General features: G+C 55.8%; 20 protein-coding genes, 1 pseudogene and 1 riboswitch. Of the genes and pseudogenes, 13 read left to right on the forward strand and 8 right to left on the reverse strand.

The genetic code is table 11. The features are described 5' to 3' along the window. Window positions 1-106: pseudogene (locus ACFPLB_RS13205) on the reverse strand (IS5/IS1182 family transposase); the annotation flags it as partial. A gap of 216 nt (window positions 107-322) precedes the next feature. Here ACFPLB_RS13205 and ACFPLB_RS13210 point away from each other — a divergent pair. Both ACFPLB_RS13210 and ACFPLB_RS13215 read left to right on the forward strand, forming a co-directional pair. Then, window positions 323-1,102, forward strand: a complete 780-nt coding sequence (locus ACFPLB_RS13210; protein WP_378230356.1) for a DUF1223 domain-containing protein — start codon at window positions 323-325, stop codon at window positions 1,100-1,102. 292 nt (window positions 1,103-1,394) lie between these two features. Next, the gene (locus tag ACFPLB_RS13215; RefSeq protein WP_378230358.1) at window positions 1,395-1,781 is read left to right on the forward strand and encodes a DUF2794 domain-containing protein; all 387 of its coding nucleotides are present in this window, start codon (window positions 1,395-1,397) and stop codon (window positions 1,779-1,781) included. Window positions 1,782-1,787: 6 nt separating this feature from the next. Here ACFPLB_RS13215 and ACFPLB_RS13220 read toward each other — a convergent pair whose 3' ends face one another. The 4 genes from ACFPLB_RS13220 to ACFPLB_RS13235 form a co-directional block, all read right to left on the reverse strand. Beyond that, entirely contained in the window at window positions 1,788-2,345 is a 558-nt protein-coding gene (locus tag ACFPLB_RS13220; protein WP_378230360.1) for a GNAT family N-acetyltransferase, read from the reverse strand. 122 nt (window positions 2,346-2,467) lie between these two features. Continuing rightward, window positions 2,468-3,247: a Bax inhibitor-1/YccA family protein gene (locus tag ACFPLB_RS13225; protein ID WP_378230362.1), complete on the reverse strand. Its 780-nt coding sequence runs from the start codon at window positions 3,245-3,247 to the stop codon at window positions 2,468-2,470. A 232-nt stretch (window positions 3,248-3,479) separates the two neighbouring features. Next, window positions 3,480-6,032, reverse strand: coding sequence for an ABC transporter permease (locus tag ACFPLB_RS13230; RefSeq protein WP_378230364.1), 2,553 nt, complete (start codon window positions 6,030-6,032; stop codon window positions 3,480-3,482). Beyond that, entirely contained in the window at window positions 6,029-6,730 is a 702-nt protein-coding gene (locus ACFPLB_RS13235; protein ID WP_378230366.1) for an ABC transporter ATP-binding protein, read from the reverse strand. Before ACFPLB_RS13235 ends, ACFPLB_RS13230 begins: the two co-directional genes overlap by 4 nt. A 123-nt stretch (window positions 6,731-6,853) precedes the next feature. Here ACFPLB_RS13235 and ACFPLB_RS13240 point away from each other — a divergent pair, with 123 nt between their 5' ends. From ACFPLB_RS13240 to ACFPLB_RS13270, 7 genes are all read left to right on the forward strand, one after another. Further along, the gene (locus tag ACFPLB_RS13240; RefSeq protein ID WP_378230368.1) at window positions 6,854-7,468 is read left to right on the forward strand and encodes an arylesterase; all 615 of its coding nucleotides are present in this window, start codon (window positions 6,854-6,856) and stop codon (window positions 7,466-7,468) included. 125 nt (window positions 7,469-7,593) lie between these two features. Beyond that, on the forward strand, window positions 7,594-8,190 hold the full coding sequence (gene thpR / locus ACFPLB_RS13245) for an RNA 2',3'-cyclic phosphodiesterase (RefSeq protein WP_378230371.1): 597 nt from the start codon (window positions 7,594-7,596) through the stop codon (window positions 8,188-8,190). Between the two features lie 22 nt (window positions 8,191-8,212). Then, complete coding sequence (locus ACFPLB_RS13250; RefSeq protein WP_378230373.1) at window positions 8,213-8,524, forward strand: 4a-hydroxytetrahydrobiopterin dehydratase; 312 nt, start codon at window positions 8,213-8,215, stop codon at window positions 8,522-8,524. A gap of 83 nt (window positions 8,525-8,607) precedes the next feature. After that, the gene (locus ACFPLB_RS13255) at window positions 8,608-8,970 is read left to right on the forward strand and encodes a YkvA family protein (protein WP_378230375.1); all 363 of its coding nucleotides are present in this window, start codon (window positions 8,608-8,610) and stop codon (window positions 8,968-8,970) included. A 295-nt stretch (window positions 8,971-9,265) separates the two neighbouring features. Beyond that, complete coding sequence (locus ACFPLB_RS13260) at window positions 9,266-9,769, forward strand: invasion associated locus B family protein (protein WP_378230484.1); 504 nt, start codon at window positions 9,266-9,268, stop codon at window positions 9,767-9,769. A 177-nt stretch (window positions 9,770-9,946) separates the two neighbouring features. Then, window positions 9,947-11,179, forward strand: coding sequence for a dual-specificity RNA methyltransferase RlmN (gene rlmN / locus ACFPLB_RS13265; RefSeq protein WP_378230377.1), 1,233 nt, complete (start codon window positions 9,947-9,949; stop codon window positions 11,177-11,179). After that, window positions 11,176-11,619 carry a hypothetical protein gene (locus ACFPLB_RS13270; protein WP_378230379.1) on the forward strand — a complete coding sequence of 148 codons (444 nt, stop codon included), beginning with the start codon at window positions 11,176-11,178 and terminating at the stop codon, window positions 11,617-11,619. Before rlmN ends, ACFPLB_RS13270 begins: the two co-directional genes overlap by 4 nt. A 10-nt stretch (window positions 11,620-11,629) precedes the next feature. Here ACFPLB_RS13270 and ACFPLB_RS13275 read toward each other — a convergent pair whose 3' ends face one another. After that, entirely contained in the window at window positions 11,630-12,268 is a 639-nt protein-coding gene (locus tag ACFPLB_RS13275; RefSeq protein ID WP_378230486.1) for a LysE family translocator, read from the reverse strand. Window positions 12,269-12,359: 91 nt separating this feature from the next. Next, complete coding sequence (locus tag ACFPLB_RS13280) at window positions 12,360-13,625, reverse strand: Glu/Leu/Phe/Val family dehydrogenase (RefSeq protein WP_378230381.1); 1,266 nt, start codon at window positions 13,623-13,625, stop codon at window positions 12,360-12,362. A 260-nt stretch (window positions 13,626-13,885) separates the two neighbouring features. Here ACFPLB_RS13280 and ACFPLB_RS13285 point away from each other — a divergent pair, with 260 nt between their 5' ends. After that, entirely contained in the window at window positions 13,886-15,112 is a 1,227-nt protein-coding gene (locus ACFPLB_RS13285) for an argininosuccinate synthase (protein WP_378230383.1), read from the forward strand. Window positions 15,113-15,309: 197 nt separating this feature from the next. Next, window positions 15,310-16,092 (forward strand): 3-hydroxybutyrate dehydrogenase, encoded by a 783-nt coding sequence (locus tag ACFPLB_RS13290; protein ID WP_378230384.1) that lies wholly within the window; start codon window positions 15,310-15,312, stop codon window positions 16,090-16,092. A gap of 168 nt (window positions 16,093-16,260) precedes the next feature. On the opposite strand, the gene ACFPLB_RS13295 is transcribed toward ACFPLB_RS13290, so the two are convergent. Beyond that, window positions 16,261-18,141, reverse strand: a complete 1,881-nt coding sequence (locus ACFPLB_RS13295; protein WP_378230386.1) for a TonB-dependent receptor plug domain-containing protein — start codon at window positions 18,139-18,141, stop codon at window positions 16,261-16,263. A gap of 169 nt (window positions 18,142-18,310) precedes the next feature. Further along, window positions 18,311-18,512, reverse strand: a riboswitch (cobalamin riboswitch). A gap of 119 nt (window positions 18,513-18,631) precedes the next feature. Here ACFPLB_RS13295 and purE point away from each other — a divergent pair. Together purE and ACFPLB_RS13305 are read left to right on the forward strand one after the other, a co-directional pair. After that, window positions 18,632-19,129 (forward strand): 5-(carboxyamino)imidazole ribonucleotide mutase, encoded by a 498-nt coding sequence (gene purE, locus ACFPLB_RS13300; RefSeq protein WP_378230388.1) that lies wholly within the window; start codon window positions 18,632-18,634, stop codon window positions 19,127-19,129. Continuing rightward, window positions 19,126-20,214: a 5-(carboxyamino)imidazole ribonucleotide synthase gene (locus tag ACFPLB_RS13305; RefSeq protein ID WP_378230488.1), complete on the forward strand. Its 1,089-nt coding sequence runs from the start codon at window positions 19,126-19,128 to the stop codon at window positions 20,212-20,214. The genes purE and ACFPLB_RS13305 overlap by 4 nt, the downstream gene beginning before the upstream one ends. Window positions 20,215-20,277 lie beyond the last annotated feature (63 nt).

Below are 20,277 nucleotides of genomic sequence, written 5' to 3' on the forward strand. Positions count from 1 at the left end.
CGTTGAGCACCCGGCGGTCATCAACCCGCGGCTTGCCGCGCACCTTGGTTGGCAACAGCGGTTTAATCATCGACCACTCGAAATCCGTGAGATCAAAACGGGCCATGCCATCCTCCTGCTCTGGTAAGCAGTGAATCAGAATAGGCCCGCCTTGGGAATCCAATTAATGGGTATGTGACCTAGCCCGGCGGCCTTTTATTATTGATGATAGGGGGATTATACGGGTTTCACCGCAACGTGACTTTGCGGTGTGGGCTGTATCTGTCAAACAGGTTGGTCATAATAAGCAAGAACCGGGCGCGCCGGTGAAGTGGAAATTGTGATGCCAACCATAAGATTGCTACGCTCCTGCTTTGTTGCCCATGTGCTGTCGCTGTTGTTATGTGTCCCTGTATCGGCTCAAGAATCTGATGGGGTGGTGAGCACACCTGTTGGCGTGGTTGAGTTGTTCACCAGTCAGGGCTGCAATGCCTGCCCGCCTGCTGACAGGTTTTTTACCGAGCTTGCCGCCCGTGGTGATGTCATCGCGCTCGCCTATCATGTCGATTACTGGAATTATCTTGGCTGGCGCGACACACTCAGCAACAAGGACAATACAAAACGCCAATATGCCTATATGCGCGCCTTTGAGGCGCGTTCCGTCTATACGCCGCAAGCGGTGATCAACGGTCGCACCCATGTCAACGGTGCGGATCGTGCAGCGGTCGATTTTGCCCTTTCAACGCTGAAATCCGCCGGGAATGGCATGAAGGTTCCGGTCACGATACGCCGCGAGGGAGAGAGCATGGTGATCGAGGCTGGCGATACGGATTTGGGCGGGGGGCTGCCCGCCAGTGCGCGTGTGGTTCTGGCCTGGTTTGAGCCGCCGCAAACGGTAGACATTGTGCGCGGTCGCAATCACGATCGGCAAGTCACTTATTGGAACGCGGTTTCCGCCATGCAAACTGTCGGTGTCTGGCATGGAAAATCACAGCGTTATGAGCTGCCGGTTGGTGAGATGATGCAAAAAGGTGGTTGCGCGGTCTTGCTGCAAGGCAATGCTGGTAATGGGCTGCCGGGACCAATCATCGGCGCGGCAATGATCCGCGACGGAATGCTTTAGAACACATTTTCCGAGGTTGGTTCGATCCGGCTTTGACCCGTGGGCGGGGGGGCTTGGGGGTACAGGCCTGTGCCGGACCGAACCATCTCAGGCAACGTCAAACAAGCTCGCTTCATAATAGGGCAGGAGCACGGATAGAAAAGGGCGAAACTGGGGCAAAAGATCACCAATTCCAACAGGTGGTTATAAATGTAATGTTCTGCTTACCTATGCCTTATACTGATCTTTTCCTGCCTGTCACATATCAAACTGGCAGACTTGCAATTGCCTTGAGAAAAGGCGAGGCTTTGGCATGAAGAAAGACAGTGCCGACGCGACTGAAAAAGAGGCATCCGCAAAGCTTGTTCCGCTTCACGGCATCGCTCAGGGGCGTGTTGGCATGCCGGTGGCGTTTGAACGCCGGGAACTTGATCTCATCTTGAGACTATATGGACGCATGGTTGCTGCCAATGAGTGGAAGGATTATGCCATCGATCATCTGGAAGACCGGGCGGTGTTTTCGGTCTATCGGCGCGCCAGTGAAGTGCCGCTGTTCCAGATCGTCAAGGACCCGAAACTGGCAAGGCGTCAGGGGGCTTTTTCAGTGGTTGCAGCCGGTGGACGCATCCTCAGGCGCGGCCATGAACTGGCGCGCGTGTTGAATGTCTTTGATAGCAGGCTCAAACTGGTGAAGGCGTAAATAGTTTCAGCCGTCTTTCAACGCTATTTCCGGCCATGAGCCGGGATCGGGTGGTTCATTTGTGCCGCCATTCATTTCAAGCTGCATGAAACTGGTATCCAGCCAGCGCCCATGCTTATAGCCGGAACCTTTCAGATTTCCTGTGTGATGAAAGCCAAGCTTTTCGTGCAGGCGCACAGAGGCGCTGTCGGGAGTTCCATCGCCAATGACGGCAATAACTTGCCGGAAACCAAGCTTTTGCACCTCATCAATCAGGGCTTTCAGCAGCGCTGTACCAAGGCCGTGTCCCTTGGCTTGCGGGGCGAGATAAATCGAATCCTCGACTATGAAACGATAAGCAGGACGTGCCCGGAACGGGCCGGCATAGGCATAGCCAAGCACGGCTTCATCGCTGTCCGTGGCCACCAGAAAAGGGTAGCCCTGTGCTTGCAACTGCGCAAAGCGGTCTGTCATTTCAACAAGTGAGGGCGGCTCCAACTCATAGGTGGCGGTGCCGTAAAGCACGGCATCACGGTAGATTTCGGTAATAAAGGGCAGATCGGTTTCGGTTGCCGTGCGTATCATGATCTGACTGTGAAGCTGGAAGATAAACCAGGATAATAAAATTATCGGGGCATGAAAAGCCAAAAGAAAAGGGCGGCTCAAAGGCCGCCCTTCATGTCATGTGTTGTCTGTTTCAGTTATTTTTAGCGACGGTCGCCCATGAACTGAAGCAGGAACATGAACAGGTTGATGAAGTCGAGATAAAGCGTCAGCGCGCCCATGATCGACTTGCGCCCGGCAATTTCTGCATTGTCGGACTCATAATACATTTCCTTGATCTTTTGCGTGTCATAGGCGGTCAGGCCGGCAAAGATCAGCACGCCAAGAGCCGAAACTGCGAAAGACAGGGCCGAAGACTGCAGAAAGATATTGATGACCATGGCAATGATCACGCCAAACAGGCCCATGATCAGGAACGAGCCCATGGCGGTCAGGTCGCGCTTGGTGGTGTAGCCATAAAGCGACAATGCGCCAAAAGCCGCAGCGGTGGCAAAGAAGGTCTGCGTGATCGAGGCGCTGGTATAGATCAGAAAGATCGATGACAGCGACAGGCCGACAAGACCGGCATAGACCCAGAATGTGGTCTGCGCGGCTGCGACGCTCATCGACTGGATGCGAAATGACAGGAAAAACACTGCCGCCAGCGGAGCCAGGATCACCACCCATTTCAGCGGGGAGGCAAAGATGGCATAGCCAAAGGAGGTCAGCATCTGGCCGCTGGGCAGGGTCGCAACTGCGGCAGCGGGGTTGGTGGTGGTGGCCAGCATGATTGTGGCAAAGGCGGCAAGGCCGGTGATCACCAGGCCAAGGCCCATCAGATTATAGACGCGCAGCATATATGCGCGCAGGCCCTCGTCGATGGCCATGTCGGCATGGCCGTAGGAGGCCGTGCGCGTCTGGTAGTTGTGAAGGGGGTCAGCCATTAAAGTCCTCTGTTGCTTCCTGCCCCGTCCGGTGTCGGGTTTTCACCCAGGCGCCGCTGGCGGGGCTCCAGCATGCCTATTGTGAAATATGATATTTATTGCGCCTGGGAACAAGACCTGTAACGGCCGGAAATAGAGGGTGTGTCTTAAAAATTACGTGATTTCATCATTTGCGACGGCTTTTTACAGAAAATTTCAACACGCCTGCCGGGTAGGGGTGAACCTGCGCTTGCTACAGGTTGCGTAAAACCGGGGCGGCCTTGTGGCCAAGAACGCGCCAGGTTCCGGCCAGCCCCATGCCGATGGTCAGCACCAGCGACAGGAGAATGGCGGCCAGCGCCACTTCAATCGAGAACTGCGAGGGCAGGTTCATGATATGAGTAATGATATACCATGAAGCCACCCCGCCTGCCGCCAGCGCAAAAATGGCGGTGGCAAGGCCCAGCAGCATATATTCCAGCATATAGGCCAAAATCAGCGTACGCCGCGTGGCTCCTAATGTTTTTAGAACCACCGCATCATGAATGCGGGCGCGGTTACCGGCAGCCAGCGCGCCAGCCAGCACCAGCACGGACGAGATCAGTGCCAGACCGGCAGCCGCACGGATGGCAGCGCCAAGATCGCGCACAAGCTGATTGACGATGTCGAGCGCGTCCTTGACGCGTACACTGGTCACCGCCGGAAAAGCGCGGGTGACAGCATTGAGAATGTGGGCGTCATCTGTGGCGCTGGCTGTTGTGTCGGAAAGGGTCGCCAGCCAACTGTGGGGGGCGCCGGCAAATGTGTTGGGCGAAAACACCATGACAAAATTGATGCCGAGCGTTTCCCACTGCACCTGACGGAAATTGGCGATGCGCGCCGTAATGTTGCGGCCAAGCACATTGACGGTTACCGTATCGCCAATGGCAAGGCCAAGCTCTTGCGCCTCCTTGGCTGAAAATGAAACCAGCGGTTCGCCCGAATAATCTTGTGGCCACCATGTGCCGCCGGTCAGGGATACATTGTCTGGTTGTGTGGCCTCATAGGTCAGGCCGCGATCGCCGCGCAGCACCCATGCGCCTGCCGGAGGAATTTCCAGTTCGCGTATATCGACGCCATTGAGCGCAATGACGCGGCCGCGCAGCATGGGCACCTTGACCAGCGTGCCTTGCGGGGCCTGAGTGGCGATCAGTGTCGAAAAATCATCGATATTGGCGGCCTGTATATCGACGAAAAAGAAGTTCGGCGCCATTTGCGGCAGGCTGTCAGAAATCTGGCGGCGCAGATTGGTGTCGATCAGCGCCAATGTCACCAGCAATGTCAGCCCAAGTCCCAGTGCCAGCACCACCGAAGGGGTAAGTGCGCCGGGCCGGTGGATATTGCCAACTGCCAGCCGCAATGCAGTTGAATTGAGGCGCGGGGCGCTGCGCGCCAGAAATTGCACAAAAAGCCCGACAAGGCGCAGTACCAGAAATGACAAGATCGTTGCCCCGACAAAAATAATGGCGATACGGCGATCATGGGCGGTCAAAATGGCCAGTGCCGCCAGACCAAGGGCAATGAAGAGGGCAATTGCGCTATAGACAGGGCGGGGTCGCCCCTCGGCATTCAGCCCCAGTTCCCGAAACAGGGCGGTGGCGGGCACATCACGGGCGCGACCCAGCGGCAGGATGGCAAAGGCCAGCGTGACAAGAAAGCCGAATGTCGCCGCCAGCGCCAATGCAGCCGGATAAATTCCGGCTTCTGCCGGCACCGGGATAATGGCCTGCAAGGCGCTTGCAGCGGCAAAGGGTATGAGTGTTGCCAGAACCAGCCCGATGGCGATGCCCAATGCTGCAATCAGCAATATCTGTATCAGATAGACGCTAAAGACAAAGCCGTCTGAAGCGCCAAGGCTCTTGAAGGAGGCAATGACACCGCGCTTGCCATCCAGATAGCTGCGCACCGCATTGGCAACACCTACGCCGCCCACCACCAGCGAGGTCAGGCCGACCAGTGTGAGGAACTGCGAGAAGCGTTCAATATTGGCAGACAGCGCCGGTGCAGCATTGGTGCGGCTGCGTATCGACCAGCCTGCCTGGGGAAAATCTGTGCGCGCCTGCGCTTCCACCTGTTCCAGGCGGGTCGTGCTGGCGTCAGGCTCCAGCCGCAGTTTGTAGCTGTGTTCAACCAGGCTTCCCGCAACCACAAGGCCGGAGGCACGCAACCCTTCCATGGATACCAGCAGGCGCGGGGCAAAGCCAAAACCTTCCGAGACGGCATCGGGCTCGCTGTTGAGTTTGGCGCGCAGCTCAAAATGGGCATTGCCAAGCTGGAGTGTGTCGCCGATTTTCAGGCCAAGCCGTTCAAATAAAAGTTCAGGTGCGGCTGCCCCGAAGCGGTCCGCTTTCTCGCCCAGCAAATCCTCATGGGGAAGGGCTGGCTGCACCTCCAGAACACCATAGAGCGGGTAGGCATTATCGACGGCCTTGACCTCGACCAGCGCCTGATCAGACCCATCGGCAAGGCGCGCCATGGAGCGCATATTTGCACTGTGGGTAACCTTGCCATGGCTGCGCAGAAAGGCAAGTTCGGCCTCATTGGCTTCCCGCTGGTTGAGGCGGAAGCGCACATCGCCGCCAAGCAAGGGCTGGCCTTGTGCGGCCACGCCATCGCTGATGGAGCGGGCAAGCGAATTGACGCCGCCAATGGCGGCCACACCCAATGCGATACAGGCAAGGAAAATGGCAAAGCCGGAAAGGCCACCACGCATTTCCCGCAAGGAAAAGCGCAAGGCCAGCAAAAATTGGCGGATTGTTTTTGTCATGCAATAGCCGTTTCCGGCAATGCCGGTGCTGCCTCGATGTGGCCGGAGCGCATGGCGATGCGGCGTGAGCAGCGCGCCGCAAGCGATGGGTCATGGGTGACAAGCACCAAAGTCATGCCGCGCTCTGCCGCCTTGGAAAACAGCAGATCGGCAATCTGCTTTCCTGTTGCCTGATCAAGATTGCCGGTTGGTTCATCGGCAATCAGGATTGGCGGGGCGGGCGCAAGGGCGCGCGCAATGGCCACGCGCTGCTGTTCACCACCCGACAGCGCCCCCGGATAATGGTTCAGGCGCTCGCCAAGCCCTACCGCCACCAGTTCCTGCTGTGCGATTTTGAAAGGCTCCGGATGGCCCGCCAGTTCCAGCGGCACTGCGACATTTTCCAGCGCTGTCATATTGGGAATGAGGTGAAAGGATTGAAACACAATGCCGATATTGCGGCCCCGGAAGGCGGCGATTTGATCCTCGCTTTTGCCATTGAGCGCCATACCGGCAATGTTGACGCGGCCCGTATCGACGCGCTCCAACCCTGCCAGAACCATCAGCAGCGTGGATTTTCCAGAACCGGAGGGGCCGACAATACCGGCAATTTCACCCTGCCGGATTGTGAGGTTGATGCCTTTGAGAACATGGACCGATGACGCACCTTCGCCCAGCGTCAGCGATACATTTTCCAGTTCGATGACGGTTTTTGTCAAAGCAGATTGTTCCTATATGACGAAGAGCAAGGCGGACAGGGATGCAAATTACAGATGACATATGGGAGCAAAAGCATGGCTTTCAAATACAAGTTTTTGTGCCCGGTTGTGTTTTGGAGTGCAATGCTTCTTGCCGCGGGGCTGGCGTTCGCCATTCCGGTGCAGGCAAAGCCCGTGCAGATCGTCGGTTTCGGTGACAGCCTGATGGCGGGTTACGGGCTGGGGCCGGGTGAAGGTTTTACCGATCAGTTGCAGGAAGCTTTGCGGGCAAAGGGCCATGATGCCGTGGTTGCCAATGCAGGCGTTTCCGGTGACACGACCAGCGGCGGGCTGGCGCGGCTTGACTGGTCGGTGCCGGATGAAACCGATCTGGTTATTCTGGAGCTTGGAGCCAATGATATGCTGCGCGGTGTTGACCCTTCCATCGTGGAAGAAAATCTGGATGAGATGATTGTGCGGCTGAAAGCGCGCGGCATCAAGGTGCTTCTGGCTGGAATGGTGGCGGCTCCCAATCTGGGGCCAGCCTATGGCAAAGCCTTTGGGGCGCTCTATCCGCGTCTGGCGCAAAAGCACGATGTTTTCTTCTATCCCTTTTTTCTGGATGGCGTGGCCGGTGAAATGAGCCTGCTGCACGAAGATGGAATGCACCCCAGCGCTGACGGGGTGCGCATCATGGTCGAAAAGATCATGCCTGTGGTGGAACAGGCGCTTGCCGTGTTTTCTGGCTCCCGACCCTGAATGATGACGAAGGCGTGACACTTTCCCCAGCGCCAATGCGGAATGAAACAATTGGCTTGCTTCACCGCTGGATCAATGGTCCGCTACAGTTCACGAGTCTTAGTTCAAAGACAGGAGGCCATGCCATGCCGCGTCTTTTCACCGCCCTCGAAATTCCAGGCAATGTCGCCTTGTCGCTTTCCCTGTTGCGGGGCGGTCTTCCCGGCGCCCGCTGGATCGATACTGAAAACTATCACATCACCTTGCGGTTTATCGGCGATGTCGAGGGCCATGTTGCCGATGAGATTGCCGATGCGCTGGACCGGGTGCGCCGCCCCTCTTTTTCTCTGTCGCTGGCCGGTGTCGGCGCTTTCGGCCAAAAAAAACCGCATTCGATCTGGGCAGGCGTTGCCCCTTCACCGGAACTTTCTATGCTTCAGGCTGAAATCGACCGCATTTGCCAGCGCTATGGAATTGGTGCTGATCCGCGCAAATTTATGCCGCATGTGACGCTGGCACGTTTGCGCAATGTGTCTGCGCCAGATACGGCGCATTATTTGTCGGGGCGCGGCAATTTTTCAACCGCATCCTTCAAGGTGGGCCGGTTTGTGTTGATGTCATCGCGCGATTCGGTGGGAGGCGGGCCTTACGTCATTGAGGAAGCCTGGCCGCTTACCGGCAATGATGGTTCACTGAACAGTCGTTTTGACCGTGTTTTCGATGAGCCGCAAAGCATGTCATAATCACAGGCAGGCAGGATAGATCATGGTACAGGACAGATTGACGAAAGATGCGCTGGATGCAGCGCTGCAAGAGCGCCCTGACTGGACATTGGCGGGTGATGCAATCGAGCGCCAGTTCATCTTGCGCAATTTTTCGCAAGGCTTTGCCTTCATAACCCGGGTGGCGCTGGCCGCAGAAAAAATGAACCATCATCCTGAATGGTCGAATGTCTATAACAGGGTCGATATCAGGCTCAGCACCCATGATGCAGGCGGATTGACGGAACTTGATTTTACGCTGGCGCGGCGCATTGACGCCATTTTTGATGATTTCAGCGCCCATGCTGGAAGGTAATCTATTGCAGGGGGCAATAGGAAACACCACATAAGACGCTATGACGGGCATCAGTCCGGTCATCGTTCAAGAGGTAGACAAAGATGACTGAAAAGGCCGATTTCAATCTCTTCGGCTTTGCAGACAAGGTTGGAGACGAAAGCCAGATCCGCAATGATTTCTGGCGCACCGCAAAGCGCGCTGCACGTCATGTGCCGTTCATGGAAGATGTCGTGGCTTCCTATTATTGCGTGCTCGACAAGCAGACGCCGCTTCGGCCCAAAGGCATCCTTCTGGCTGCACTTGGCTATTTCGTTTTGCCGGTTGACGCCATTCCTGATTTTATTTTCGGTCTTGGGTTTACCGACGATGTAGCGGTGTTGAGTGCCGCCATTGCAGCGGTACGGGCCCATATCACGCCAGCCCACCAGCAAGCGGCCAGGGATGCGCTTGCCAGGGATGATTGAATCTGGAGTATTTTGTGCGCCGCCAGGACGCACGGCACTCTGGATAAAGGACTGATTTGTCAAAAAGTCAAATTCTTGCCTTTTTCCTCCATTCCAAGTCACCCGCAGGGATATGGCGCTGACACTCGTAGATGAAAATTTACGAAAAGCGCTGGAATAGCGGTGGGTTCTACGGCTGAAACTCCTTTTTTGGGCAATCTTCACGCTTTGGTAACCCAGATTAAATCAAATTGAAGGAAACGGGCGGGGTCGAATCTTTGCCTGTGCCTGCACTGTCTGGAATATGAGAATTATGATGCGTCGATTGATAGCTACCGTTTCTGCCCTGCTTATGCTTGTCTTGGCCTCACCGGCACTGGCGCAGCAGGCCACCAAGATCGGTCAGCATAGTGCGTGGGGCACCTACAGCTATCAGGCGTCCGGCGGCAAGGTGTGCTATGTGCTGACGGTTCCGACCGAAAAGCAGCCGGGCAATCTCAACCATGGCGACATGTTCTTCTTTGTTTCGCAGCGTCCCGGCCAGCAAGTGTCCTACGAGCCGCAATTCATTGCCGGTTATGATTTCCAGGCTGATTCCAAGGTGCGTGTGACGGTTGGCGACAAGTCTTTTACCATGTTCACACGCGGTAAATCAGCCTGGGTTGAAAACGCTGCCGACGAGCCGCAACTGATTGCCGCCATGCGTGGCGGGGCCGACATGAAGGTTCAGGCCAAATCCGGCCGCGGCAATGACACCAGCTATGTGTTTTCGCTAAGAGGCATCACGGCGGCCCTCAATTCCATTTCAAGCTGCAAATAAGCCTGATTGCCTGATCAGGTTTGATTTCTGCGATTGAGGCCGGACCTGCGGGACCGGCCTTTTGCATGGCAGACTTGCCTTGATCAGACCATGACTCCGGCCCGAACTTGTGTTATTGGCGCGCTTCACCCAAATTCGTAGCTAAAAATGGCTGCAACCGCTTATATTGGGTCCATTATGAGCTTTTCACTCGATCTTGTTCCTGCTGGTGCGCGTGCTGCGCTGCGCCCTTCCCCCCGACTGGAAAAACCATCGCTGGTGGGCCTTTCGCGAGAGGAAATGGCGCAGGTGTTGGTCGAAACCGGCCTTGTTGCGCAACGGCAGGCAAAAATGCGGGTCAGCCAGCTCTGGCACTGGCTTTATGTGCGCGGTGTTTCTGATTTTGCGCAGATGTTCAACATCTCCAAAGAATTGCGCGCCAGGCTTGAGCAGGCTTTCACCATTGCGCGCCCTGAAGTCGTTGAAGAACAGATTTCCAGTGACGGCACGCGCAAATGGCTGTTGCGCTTTCCGCCACGCGGCGCCGGTCGCCCTGTCGAGATCGAAACTGTCTATATTCCCGAAGAGGGGCGGGGCACGCTGTGTATTTCCAGCCAGGTCGGCTGTACGCTCACCTGCTCTTTTTGCCATACGGGCACGCAAAAGCTGGTCCGTAATCTGACGACGGAAGAAATTCTGGCGCAGCTTTTGATCGCCCGTGACCGGCTGGGTGATTTTCCCGATAGCGATACACCGGCAGGCGCAATCGTGCCGATTGAAGGGCGCAGGATTTCCAACATCGTGATGATGGGCATGGGCGAGCCGCTCTATAATTTCGAGGCGGTAAAGAAAGCGCTTTTGATTGCCTCGGATGGTGAGGGGCTGTCGCTTTCAAAGCGCCGGATCACGCTGTCCACCTCCGGTGTGGTGCCTGAAATTTACCGCACAGGTGAAGAGATCGGCGTCATGCTGGCCATTTCGCTTCATGCGGTTAATGACGATCTGCGTGACCTTCTGGTGCCGATCAACAAAAAATATCCGCTGGAACAGCTTTTGAAAGCCTGTCGTGACTATCCGGGCCTGTCCAATGCGCGCCGCATCACCTTTGAATATGTGATGCTCAAGGACGTTAATGACAGCCTTGAAGACGCCAGGCAGATGGTCAAGCTGCTTAAAGGCATTCCCGCCAAGATCAATCTTATTCCGTTCAACCCGTGGCCGGGAACCAATTACCAGTGCTCGGACTGGGAAACGATCGAGCGCTTTGCCGATTATATCAATGCGGCGGGCTATGCCTCGCCGATCCGCACACCGCGCGGGCGCGATATTCTGGCGGCATGCGGCCAGCTCAAGTCGGAATCGGAGCGGATGCGTAAAACGGAACGGCTGGCGCTGGAGGCAATGATGATTGCCGGGCATGGTGAAGATTGAGCGGCGTTCTTGCCGTTCTGGCACGTTTTGCCGTGGTGCTGATCGGCTATGGCGCTGCCTGCCTTGCCGCCAGTGCCTTTTCGCATGTGCTGTTTTTGGGCTGGTCGGGGTTGGCAGAAGAAGAAGCCTATCCGATCTTTGCCACAGGGGCGATGATTTCCGTACCCTTGCTGGCGCTGTTTATGGCCCATTTCAATTTTTGGCCAAGTGTTGCCGCCATCATCATTGCCGAATTTACCGGCAAGCGTGACTGGCTGTTTTATGCGCTGGCCGGGGGCTTTGTGGCCCTGGCTTTTGCCGGCCTGTTTTATCGGGGCGCTGAGGGCGCAGCAGAAACACATGACATGGCGCTGCTGCTTGCCATGGTGGGCAGCGGTGTTGTTGGCGGTCTGGCCTACTGGCTGGTGGCTGGCATGTGGACACCCGACTGGCGCAAATAAACAGGTTTGCCTATTTCTGGGTTGTTAAAATCTTGAAGGCGAAGGCTGAAAAAACACCGGCAAACATATAATCCGTCAATCGGGTGATGCAGGGGCTTTTCTTTAAAAGTCCGGCAAAGCGGTCGGCGGCAATCACCATGGCCGTGGTGAATGGTAGCGCCACCACAATGACCATGACGCCCAGGAAGAACAATTTTTCGGGTGCATGCGGGTCCTGTGCAGAGACGAATTGCGGCAGGAACGTCATGAAAAACAGAATGATCTTGGGGTTGAGCAGATTGATGCCAAGCCCCGTTGCCCAGTTGCGCGCCAGTGAATGGCGTGTGCGTCCATTGGTTTCCAGTGAAAATGTCGAACCGTGGCGGAGCGCCTGAAAGGCCAGCCAGATCAGATAAAGCGCACCGGCAATTTTCAGGGCAAAAAAGGCCTGAGGCGAGGCAATGATCAGGGCTGACAGGCCAAGGGCGACAAGTGCCGTGTGAAAAATGATGCCGGTCATCGCACCCAGCATGCAGGCAAGCCCGGCAGCCCTGCCCTGAGACAGCGCCCGCCCGACAAACAGCGTCATATCCGGCCCCGGCGTGATCGTCAGCACCAGTGTGGCGAGTGCAAACTGGGCAAGTATGCTGGCATCGGGAATGAAATTCATGGCTGTTTGGTTGGTTTGAGCTGAAAAAAAGAGCGGCTGCGACATGCAAGCCGCCCCTTATACCCGATCAGCGGGCTCAGTTCGAGAACAATCAGCTATCGAAATAGCTTTGCGTTCCATGCGCCTCAATGGCTTCGGCAAGGCGGCTCAAGGCATGGATATAGGCGGCGGTGCGCGGTGTAACGCCATGGTCCACCGAATGCTGCCAGACGGCGCGGCCTTCACGCTCCATAATGGTGCGCAGCCTGGTGTGAACCTCGTCCAGTTCCCAATAATAGCCCTGCTTGTTTTGCACCCATTCAAAATAGGAGACGGTAACACCGCCCGCATTGGCCAAAATGTCGGGCAGCACCACAACATTGCGGCTGGCCAGAATAGCGTCGGCTTCCGGGGTCACCGGCCCATTGGCAAGTTCCAGCACAATGCGCGCTTTTACGGTCTCGGCATTGGTCTTGTGGATCATGTTTTCCAAGGCGGCAGGCACCAGAACATCGCAATCCACCCCGACCAGCTCATTGGCGGCAATGGCTTGATGGCCGCTGTGGCCTGCGGTGTAAATGACGGAATGGCCCTCGGCCTTGGCGGCCATGAGCGCCTTCAGATCAAGCCCGTTGGCAGCATAGACCGCACCGCCGGAATCCGAGACAGCAACGATGGTATGGCCATCGGCGGCAAACATTGAGGCGATATGCTGGCCGGCATTGCCAAAGCCCTGAACGGCGATTTTCATGGAACCGGACAGGCCAAGTTCTTGCGCAAGGTGACAGACCAGATAATAACCGCCGCGTGCGGTCGCATCGCCGCGCCCGACCGAGCCGCCAAGCGCCAGCGGCTTGCCGGTGATGACGGCCGGCGAACCTTCGCCGACAATCTGGCTATATTCGTCGGCCATCCAGCCCATGATCATGGAATTGGTGTAAACATCGGGTGCGGGAATATCGCGGTCCGGTCCGATAATGCGCGAAAAAGCTTGTATGTAGGCGCGAGACAGGCGCTCCAGCTCGGCCTTGGAAAGCTGGCGCGGGTCAACTTGCACCGCCCCTTTGCCGCCACCATAGGGCAGGTTCATCACCGCGCATTTGAATGTCATCCAGAACGCCAGCATCTCCACTTCATCGGCCGTGGCGTCAGGGTGAAAGCGGATACCGCCCTTGGTCGGCCCGCGCGTGTCGTCATAGCGGCAGCGCCATGCAAGAAACGACTTTCGTGAGCCGTCATCCATGCGGATCATCAAGCGCACCTTGGTGGTTTCACGTGGATATTTCAGCTTCTCAATGACATCGGCATCGACATTGAGGTGCGTTGCGGCTTCGTCGAGACGGGTAAGGGCGCTATCCAGCGGGCTTGTTTCCGGCATCGTATTATCCTGTCTGTTCGGGTGGTAAAGGTGCGGCCTGCCGGTCGCGGAGATTGAAATGCACCAAAATGTGCAGGTGCACAAGAAAAGCTTTTATATTGTGCGTATTTTGTCAGATTGTTGCGCATTGGCAAAATGACAGGGCAGCATCTATGGTCCCGATGCTTGTTCGGCGTTGCATTCCTGCTATGACAGCGACATTATTTTACATCTGGATTTTATATCTGGCCTAAATCCTGGAACACATACCGGAAACGCTCATGTCCAAGCTGAAAGATATCAAGAAAGTCGTGCTCGCCTATTCGGGCGGTTTAGACACCTCCATCATTCTCAAATGGCTGCAAACCGAACTGGGCGCCGAGGTTGTCACCTTCACCGCCGATCTGGGGCAAGGCGAAGAACTGGAACCGGCGCGCCGCAAGGCTGAGATGATGGGCATCCAGGATATCCGCATCATGGATCTGCGTGAGGAATTTGTAAAAGACTTCGTCTTTCCGATGTTCCGCGCCAATGCCTTGTATGAAGGCACCTATCTTTTGGGCACCTCCATTGCCCGGCCGCTGATCTCCAAACATCTGGTGAAAATTGCCGAAGAAACCGGCGCTGACGCCATTGCCCATGGCGCCACCGGCAAGGGCAATGATCAGGTGCGTTTCGAGCTTTCCGCCTATGCGCTCAATCCCGACATCAAGGTGATTGCGCCCTGGCGTGACTGGTCATTCAAATCGCGCACCGACCTTATCGAATTTGCTGAACAGCATCAGATTCAGGTGCCAAAGGACAAGCAGGGCGAGGCTCCTTTCTCGGTCGACGCCAATCTCCTGCACTCATCCTCTGAGGGAAAGGTGCTGGAAGATCCGTGGGTCGAGCCGCCTGAATATGTGCACCAGCGCTCTGTCTCGCCATTTGATGCGCCCGATGTGGCAACCGAGATCGAACTGGAGTTTCTGAAAGGCGATGCAATTGCGCTCAATGGCAAGAAGCTGTCGCCAGCCACAATGCTTGCTGCCCTTAACGATCTTGGCCGTGACAATGGCATTGGCCGTATTGATTTGGTTGAAAACCGTTTTGTCGGCATGAAAAGCCGCGGTGTTTATGAAACGCCCGGTGGCACCATCCTGATTGCTGCCCACCGGGCAATCGAATCCCTGACGCTGGATCGTGGTGCGGGGCATTTAAAAGATGAGTTGATGCCGCGCTATGCGGAACTGATCTATAATGGCTTCTGGTATTCGCCCGAGCGTGAAATGCTGCAGGCGCTGATCGACAAGAGCCAGGAAGATGTTGAGGGCACAGTGCGGCTCAAGCTCTATAAGGGCAATGTGATTGTTACCGGCCGCAAATCGGCAAAGTCGCTCTATCGCGATGATCTGGTCACTTTTGAAGATGATCGCGGCGCTTATGACCAGAAAGATGCGGAAGGGTTTATTCGCCTTAATGCGCTGCGTCTGCGTACACTGGCCGCACGTCGCCGCAATCAGGGCTGAATTAACTTTTTTCAAGCATATTTTGATCCCGAAACTGGTTTTCAGTTTAAAGCCTGTCTCTTGAACCGGAAACCAGTTTCGAGAGACAGGTTTTAATCTTGGCGGGAGCTTTTGCGACCGCATTTTTGATCCGGCAGGATTGGTTTCAGGTAGGGCATCGTTTATATTGCGCCGCAATATGGACAGGAGGGCATAGCATGACCGCCTCGCGCACTGCCATCATTACCGGCTCAACCTCCGGGATCGGCCTTGCTATTGCCCAAGTGCTGGCGCTGGAAGGCTGTAATATCGTCGTCAATTCTTTTTCCGATACGGCGCAGGATCATGAGATCGCCGCTGAACTTGCCCGCACCCATGGTGTTGAGGCCGTCTATATCGCAGCAGACATGTCAAATCCGGCCGCCTGTCGCAATCTGGTGACACAGGCTGCTGAACGCTTCGGCGGTGTTGACATTCTCGTCAATAATGCCGGTATCCAGCATGTTGCGCCGGTTGAGGAATTCCCCATCGACAAATGGGAAGCCATCATCGCTATCAACCTGTCTTCGGCGTTTCACACCATTGCGGCAGCGCTTCCTGTGATGAGGGGGCAAGGCAGCGGGCGCATCGTCAATATCGCCTCGGCGCATGGGCTGGTCGCCTCGCCGTTCAAATCGGCCTATGTGGCGGCCAAGCATGGCATTGTGGGCCTGACCAAGACCGTGGCGCTGGAAGTGGCGCAAGACCACATCACCTGCAATGCAGTGTGCCCCGGCTATGTGCTGACCCCGCTGGTTGAAGCCCAGATCCCCGACCAGATGAAAACCCATAATATGGATCGCGACACGGTGGTGCGTGAAGTGATGCTGGAAAAACAGCCGACCAGAGAGTTTGTCAGCGTCGGGCAGGTGGCGGCTTGCGTGGTGTTTTTATGCTCGCCAGCGGCTGCACAGATTAACGGTGCCCATATTTCGGTCGATGGCGGCTGGGTGGCGCAATGATCGCATTATAGCTGCTTCATAAGGGGTTAAAGCCTGTCTTTCGAACTGGACCAGTTTCAGGATAAAGTTCGAGAGACAGGCATGCGTAAAAATAAAAATGCTCTAAGCTCTTGTTTTAGCCGCATTTGTGCTTGCGTCAGATGTAACCATCTGTGCTCGCAAAATGCTCTAGAATTTTGCCTTGATGCCAGCAAAAGCCGAGATGCCGGGCGTACCATAGCCCTTTACCGTCTGATACTTCTCGTTCAACAGGTTCTCGCCGCGAAGATAGACTTCGGTGGAGTCGGTCAGTTGATAGGCAACCCTGGCGTTGAGGAGAAGATAATCATCGAGTTTGCTATTGCCGTCCATGATGTCTGCTGCAAACTTCAAATCTGCGCCGATGGTCCATTTCTCGGCAGGTTTGGCCAAGGTCGACAGAACAAAGGCATGTCTGGGGATTCGCGAGTTGCGCTCACCATTTTCAGACTTTGAATCTGTGTAGGTATAGGAGCCGCCTATATCGAGCCAATCGGTTGCTGCATAGGTGAAAGAGGTTTCAACGCCTCGCGAACGGGTGGTTCCAGGCACTTGTTCGTAGCCGTTTCCATATATGATCAGATTATCGACATCGATTGAGAAATAAGTGACGTCTGCCACAAGGCGGTCATTCCAAAATGATTGTCCGATACCGATATCAAAACTTTTACTGGTTTCTGGTTTTAGATCCACATTGCCAACAGGCCCTCCCGGAAAACCCCAATCCGGGTCGGGGGGGAAAGGGGGCGCATAGAGTTCGTAAAGGCTTGGCGCCCGGAAACCTGTTCCAAAAGAGGAATGGAGACGGGTTCCGGTATGGGAAAGCGTGTAAGAGGCGGTGCCCCTGTAAGTCGTATGACCGCCAAATTCGGAATGTTCATCGTGACGCAAGCCAGCCGTGATGACGAGGTCTTCGAGAGGGCTGAGAATTGCCTGACCCCATACGCCGGTAAGATCGTATTTGTCGTTGGTCGGCGGCGAGGTAATGACCTTGGCCTGTTGCCGTTCATGGTCGAGGCCATATTGCAACAGGACTGCATCGTTTACTTCAAATGAGCCCTGATAGTCGAATTTCTGCCGCTGGCCGATATATCTGAAGATTGAGATGTAGCCCCCGTATTCGGAGGTGTCTTCCCGATCCACCTTGAAGCCTTGAATGGAGAAGGTGTTTTTCAGCCGTCCGTCCATGAGATCAAGGTTGAAACCGGCGCGCCCGCCTAGTGATTTGCTTATCTCTTCATTGACAAGATTATCCGCTCCCTCGTTGTCATACTGCGCTTTGGCATCTATATAGAGTGCAGAACCGAATACAGAGAATGCTTCGTTGATACGGTGTTCAGCGACGAGATCGACTGTGGCATTTTTATAGCCGTCGCGCTCTGGAAAACCGGCAGCGGCTGAAATGCCATCAGTATAGAGGCCGGAAATATTTGTGGCGAAATGTGAGCCCTCATTGGCGGCAGTAAAACCATAGCGGCCGCGCACCGTGCCAAAGGAGCCGCCTTCAGCCTCGACAATATGATGAAGGCCGCTTTCAGCTTCACCCATTGTTGAAATGTCAACCAGCCCGGCAATGGCGTTGGAGCCATAAAGGGTGCTTTGGGAACCTTTCAGAACCTCGATATTGTTAATTCCGCCAGTGAGAAGATGCTGGTAATGGGTCTGGACCTGCGTGTTGGAAGGATCGGAAATATCGATGCCGTTATAGAGGGTCTTGACATAGCCTGAACCAAGACCGCGTATGAACAAACCGCTTCGCGCTCCAAGCCCGCCGTTATTGGCGATGGAGACGCCGGGCAATAAATTCAGATAGTCGCTCACCACCGGGAGGGATTTCGCCTCGATCTGTGCCTGTGTGATCTGCTCAACCGTGGAGCCGGTTTTATTTTCTTCGGTTGCTGTGCGGTTGGCGGTTACTGAAATGGTTTGCAGTTCAATGACATCATCGTCCTGGGCAATGTTGTCTTGCGCCCATGCTGTGCTGCCCAGAAGCAGCGCACAGGCACTGCCGGTCCAAAAATATTTTCTCATCACCTACCCCAAAGGCCGGGCATTCATGCGCCAGCAGTTTTTATTTCCACCGCAGTCATGACAGGCAAAAGAGGGGTTTGACATCCACCTTGCAGGCCGTAGAGCACGCGGCAACACTTATCGTGTCACCGCAACGGACGGCCGCGCCTGATTCCACCCCGGAATCAGGAATGGGTGACTGGAACCGGCAGGTCTCCTGACTTTCGCGTCATTGCCTCCAGCCGCCTTCCCGGACCGTTATTTAGATCCAGTGGCATGTCGGAGAGAGGCTCGGCGTCTACAGTTGCGGGGGCAGTCGCGGTTTTGCCGATTTTCCGGCTGACCGTGTTCCCTTTTCATCCGTATTCGGAACCGTTTCCAGCCATGACGCTAATCATTGCCGGGCCTGTTTGTCAATTCACCTGTATAGTGCTGCTTGCTTCAGTGGCTTGTTCTTGCAGGCATGCAAAAATTCCGCTACGTCCCCGCTTTACCAAGTGGAGCCAAGGCCTTGACCGACACACAAGCCGATGTCGCCATCATCATGGGCAGCCAGTCCGATTGGGCAACCATGCGCCATGCGGCTGAAACGCTGGCCGCATTGGGTGTTTCTTATAAAAGCCTGATTATTTCGGCGCATCGCACACCGCAGCGTCTGTATGATTTTGCTACCGGGGCAAAGGCTGCCGGTTACAAGATTGTGGTGGCAGGCGCTGGTGGAGCCGCGCATCTTCCCGGCATGGCTGCTTCGATGACGCCTTTGCCGGTTTTTGGCGTTCCGGTGGAATCAAAAGCCTTGTCGGGGCAGGATTCGCTTTTGTCCATCGTGCAGATGCCTGCTGGCGTTCCGGTTGGCACAATGGCCATCGGCAAGGCCGGTGCAGTCAATGCAGCCCTTCTTGCCGCTGCCGTGCTGGCGCTTGATGATGCAGAACTGGCCGGGCGGCTGGATGCATGGCGCGCACAGCAGACACAAAATGTGGCGCTTGAGCCGAAGGATGATGCCTGATGCTGGCTCCTGGATCGACCATCGGCATTATCGGCGGCGGCCAGCTTGGCCGGATGCTGGCCATGGCTGCGGCGCGCCTTGGCTATCATATCGCCATTTTGGAGCCGCAGGCTGAGTGTCCGGCAGCCCAGCTTGCCAACCGGCATATTGTTGCCGCCTATGATGACCCTGCCGGATTGGCGGAACTGGCTGCAATCAGCGCTGTCATCACCTATGAATTTGAAAATGTGCCGGTGGAGGCTGTTGAGGCTTTGGCTGCCAAAGTGCCGGTTTTGCCGCCACCGCGCGCGCTGGAAATGTCACAGGACCGGCTGGTGGAAAAGCAGTTTCTAAACAGCATTGGAATTGGCACGGCACCGTTTCTGGCGGTGGACAGTGATGCGGATCTGGCCTCTGCCTTGCAGGATTTTGGCGGCAATGGTGTCTTGAAAACACGCCGCATGGGCTATGATGGCAAGGGTCAGCGTGTATTTCGCAACACAAAAAGCACGGATTGCGCTGGTGTCTTTGAGGACATGGGAGGTGTGCCGCTCATTCTGGAAGGGCTGATTTCCTTTGAGCGTGAAATATCGGTGATTGGCGCGCGTGACGCCAACGGCCATGTGGCGATTTACGATGCGGCTGAGAACGTGCATCGCGATGGCATTTTGCACACTTCAACTGTGCCGGCAGCCATTTCACCGGCCATGGCTGGCAGCGCCGGTGAGGCCACTGCCACTTTGCTTGACGCGCTTGGCTATGTCGGGGTGATCGGCGTGGAGTTCTTTGCGCTGGAGGACGGGTCGCTGCTGGTCAATGAAATGGCTCCGCGTGTGCATAATTCCGGGCACTGGACGGAAGTTGCCTGCACCATTTCGCAGTTTGAGCAGCATATCAGGGCCATTGCCGGGCTGACGCTGGGAAGCCCGCGGCGGCACAGCGATTGTGTGATGGAAAATCTGATTGGCGATGATGTGGCCCGCCTGCCTGAACTGGTGGCTGAAACTGACATCATGGTTCATCTTTACGGCAAGACGCAAGCGCGAGCGGGACGCAAAATGGGGCATTTTACCCGCATTTTCGTTGCGCCAGACGTATCGACATAATGGTCTTGCCCGGTTATGGCTAGAGCGCCGTGCGTCCTGTCGGACGCACAAAGGACGCTCTAA

Source organism: Aquamicrobium segne (genome assembly GCF_042656785.1).
Classification (GTDB): domain Bacteria; phylum Pseudomonadota; class Alphaproteobacteria; order Rhizobiales; family Rhizobiaceae; genus Mesorhizobium; species Mesorhizobium segne.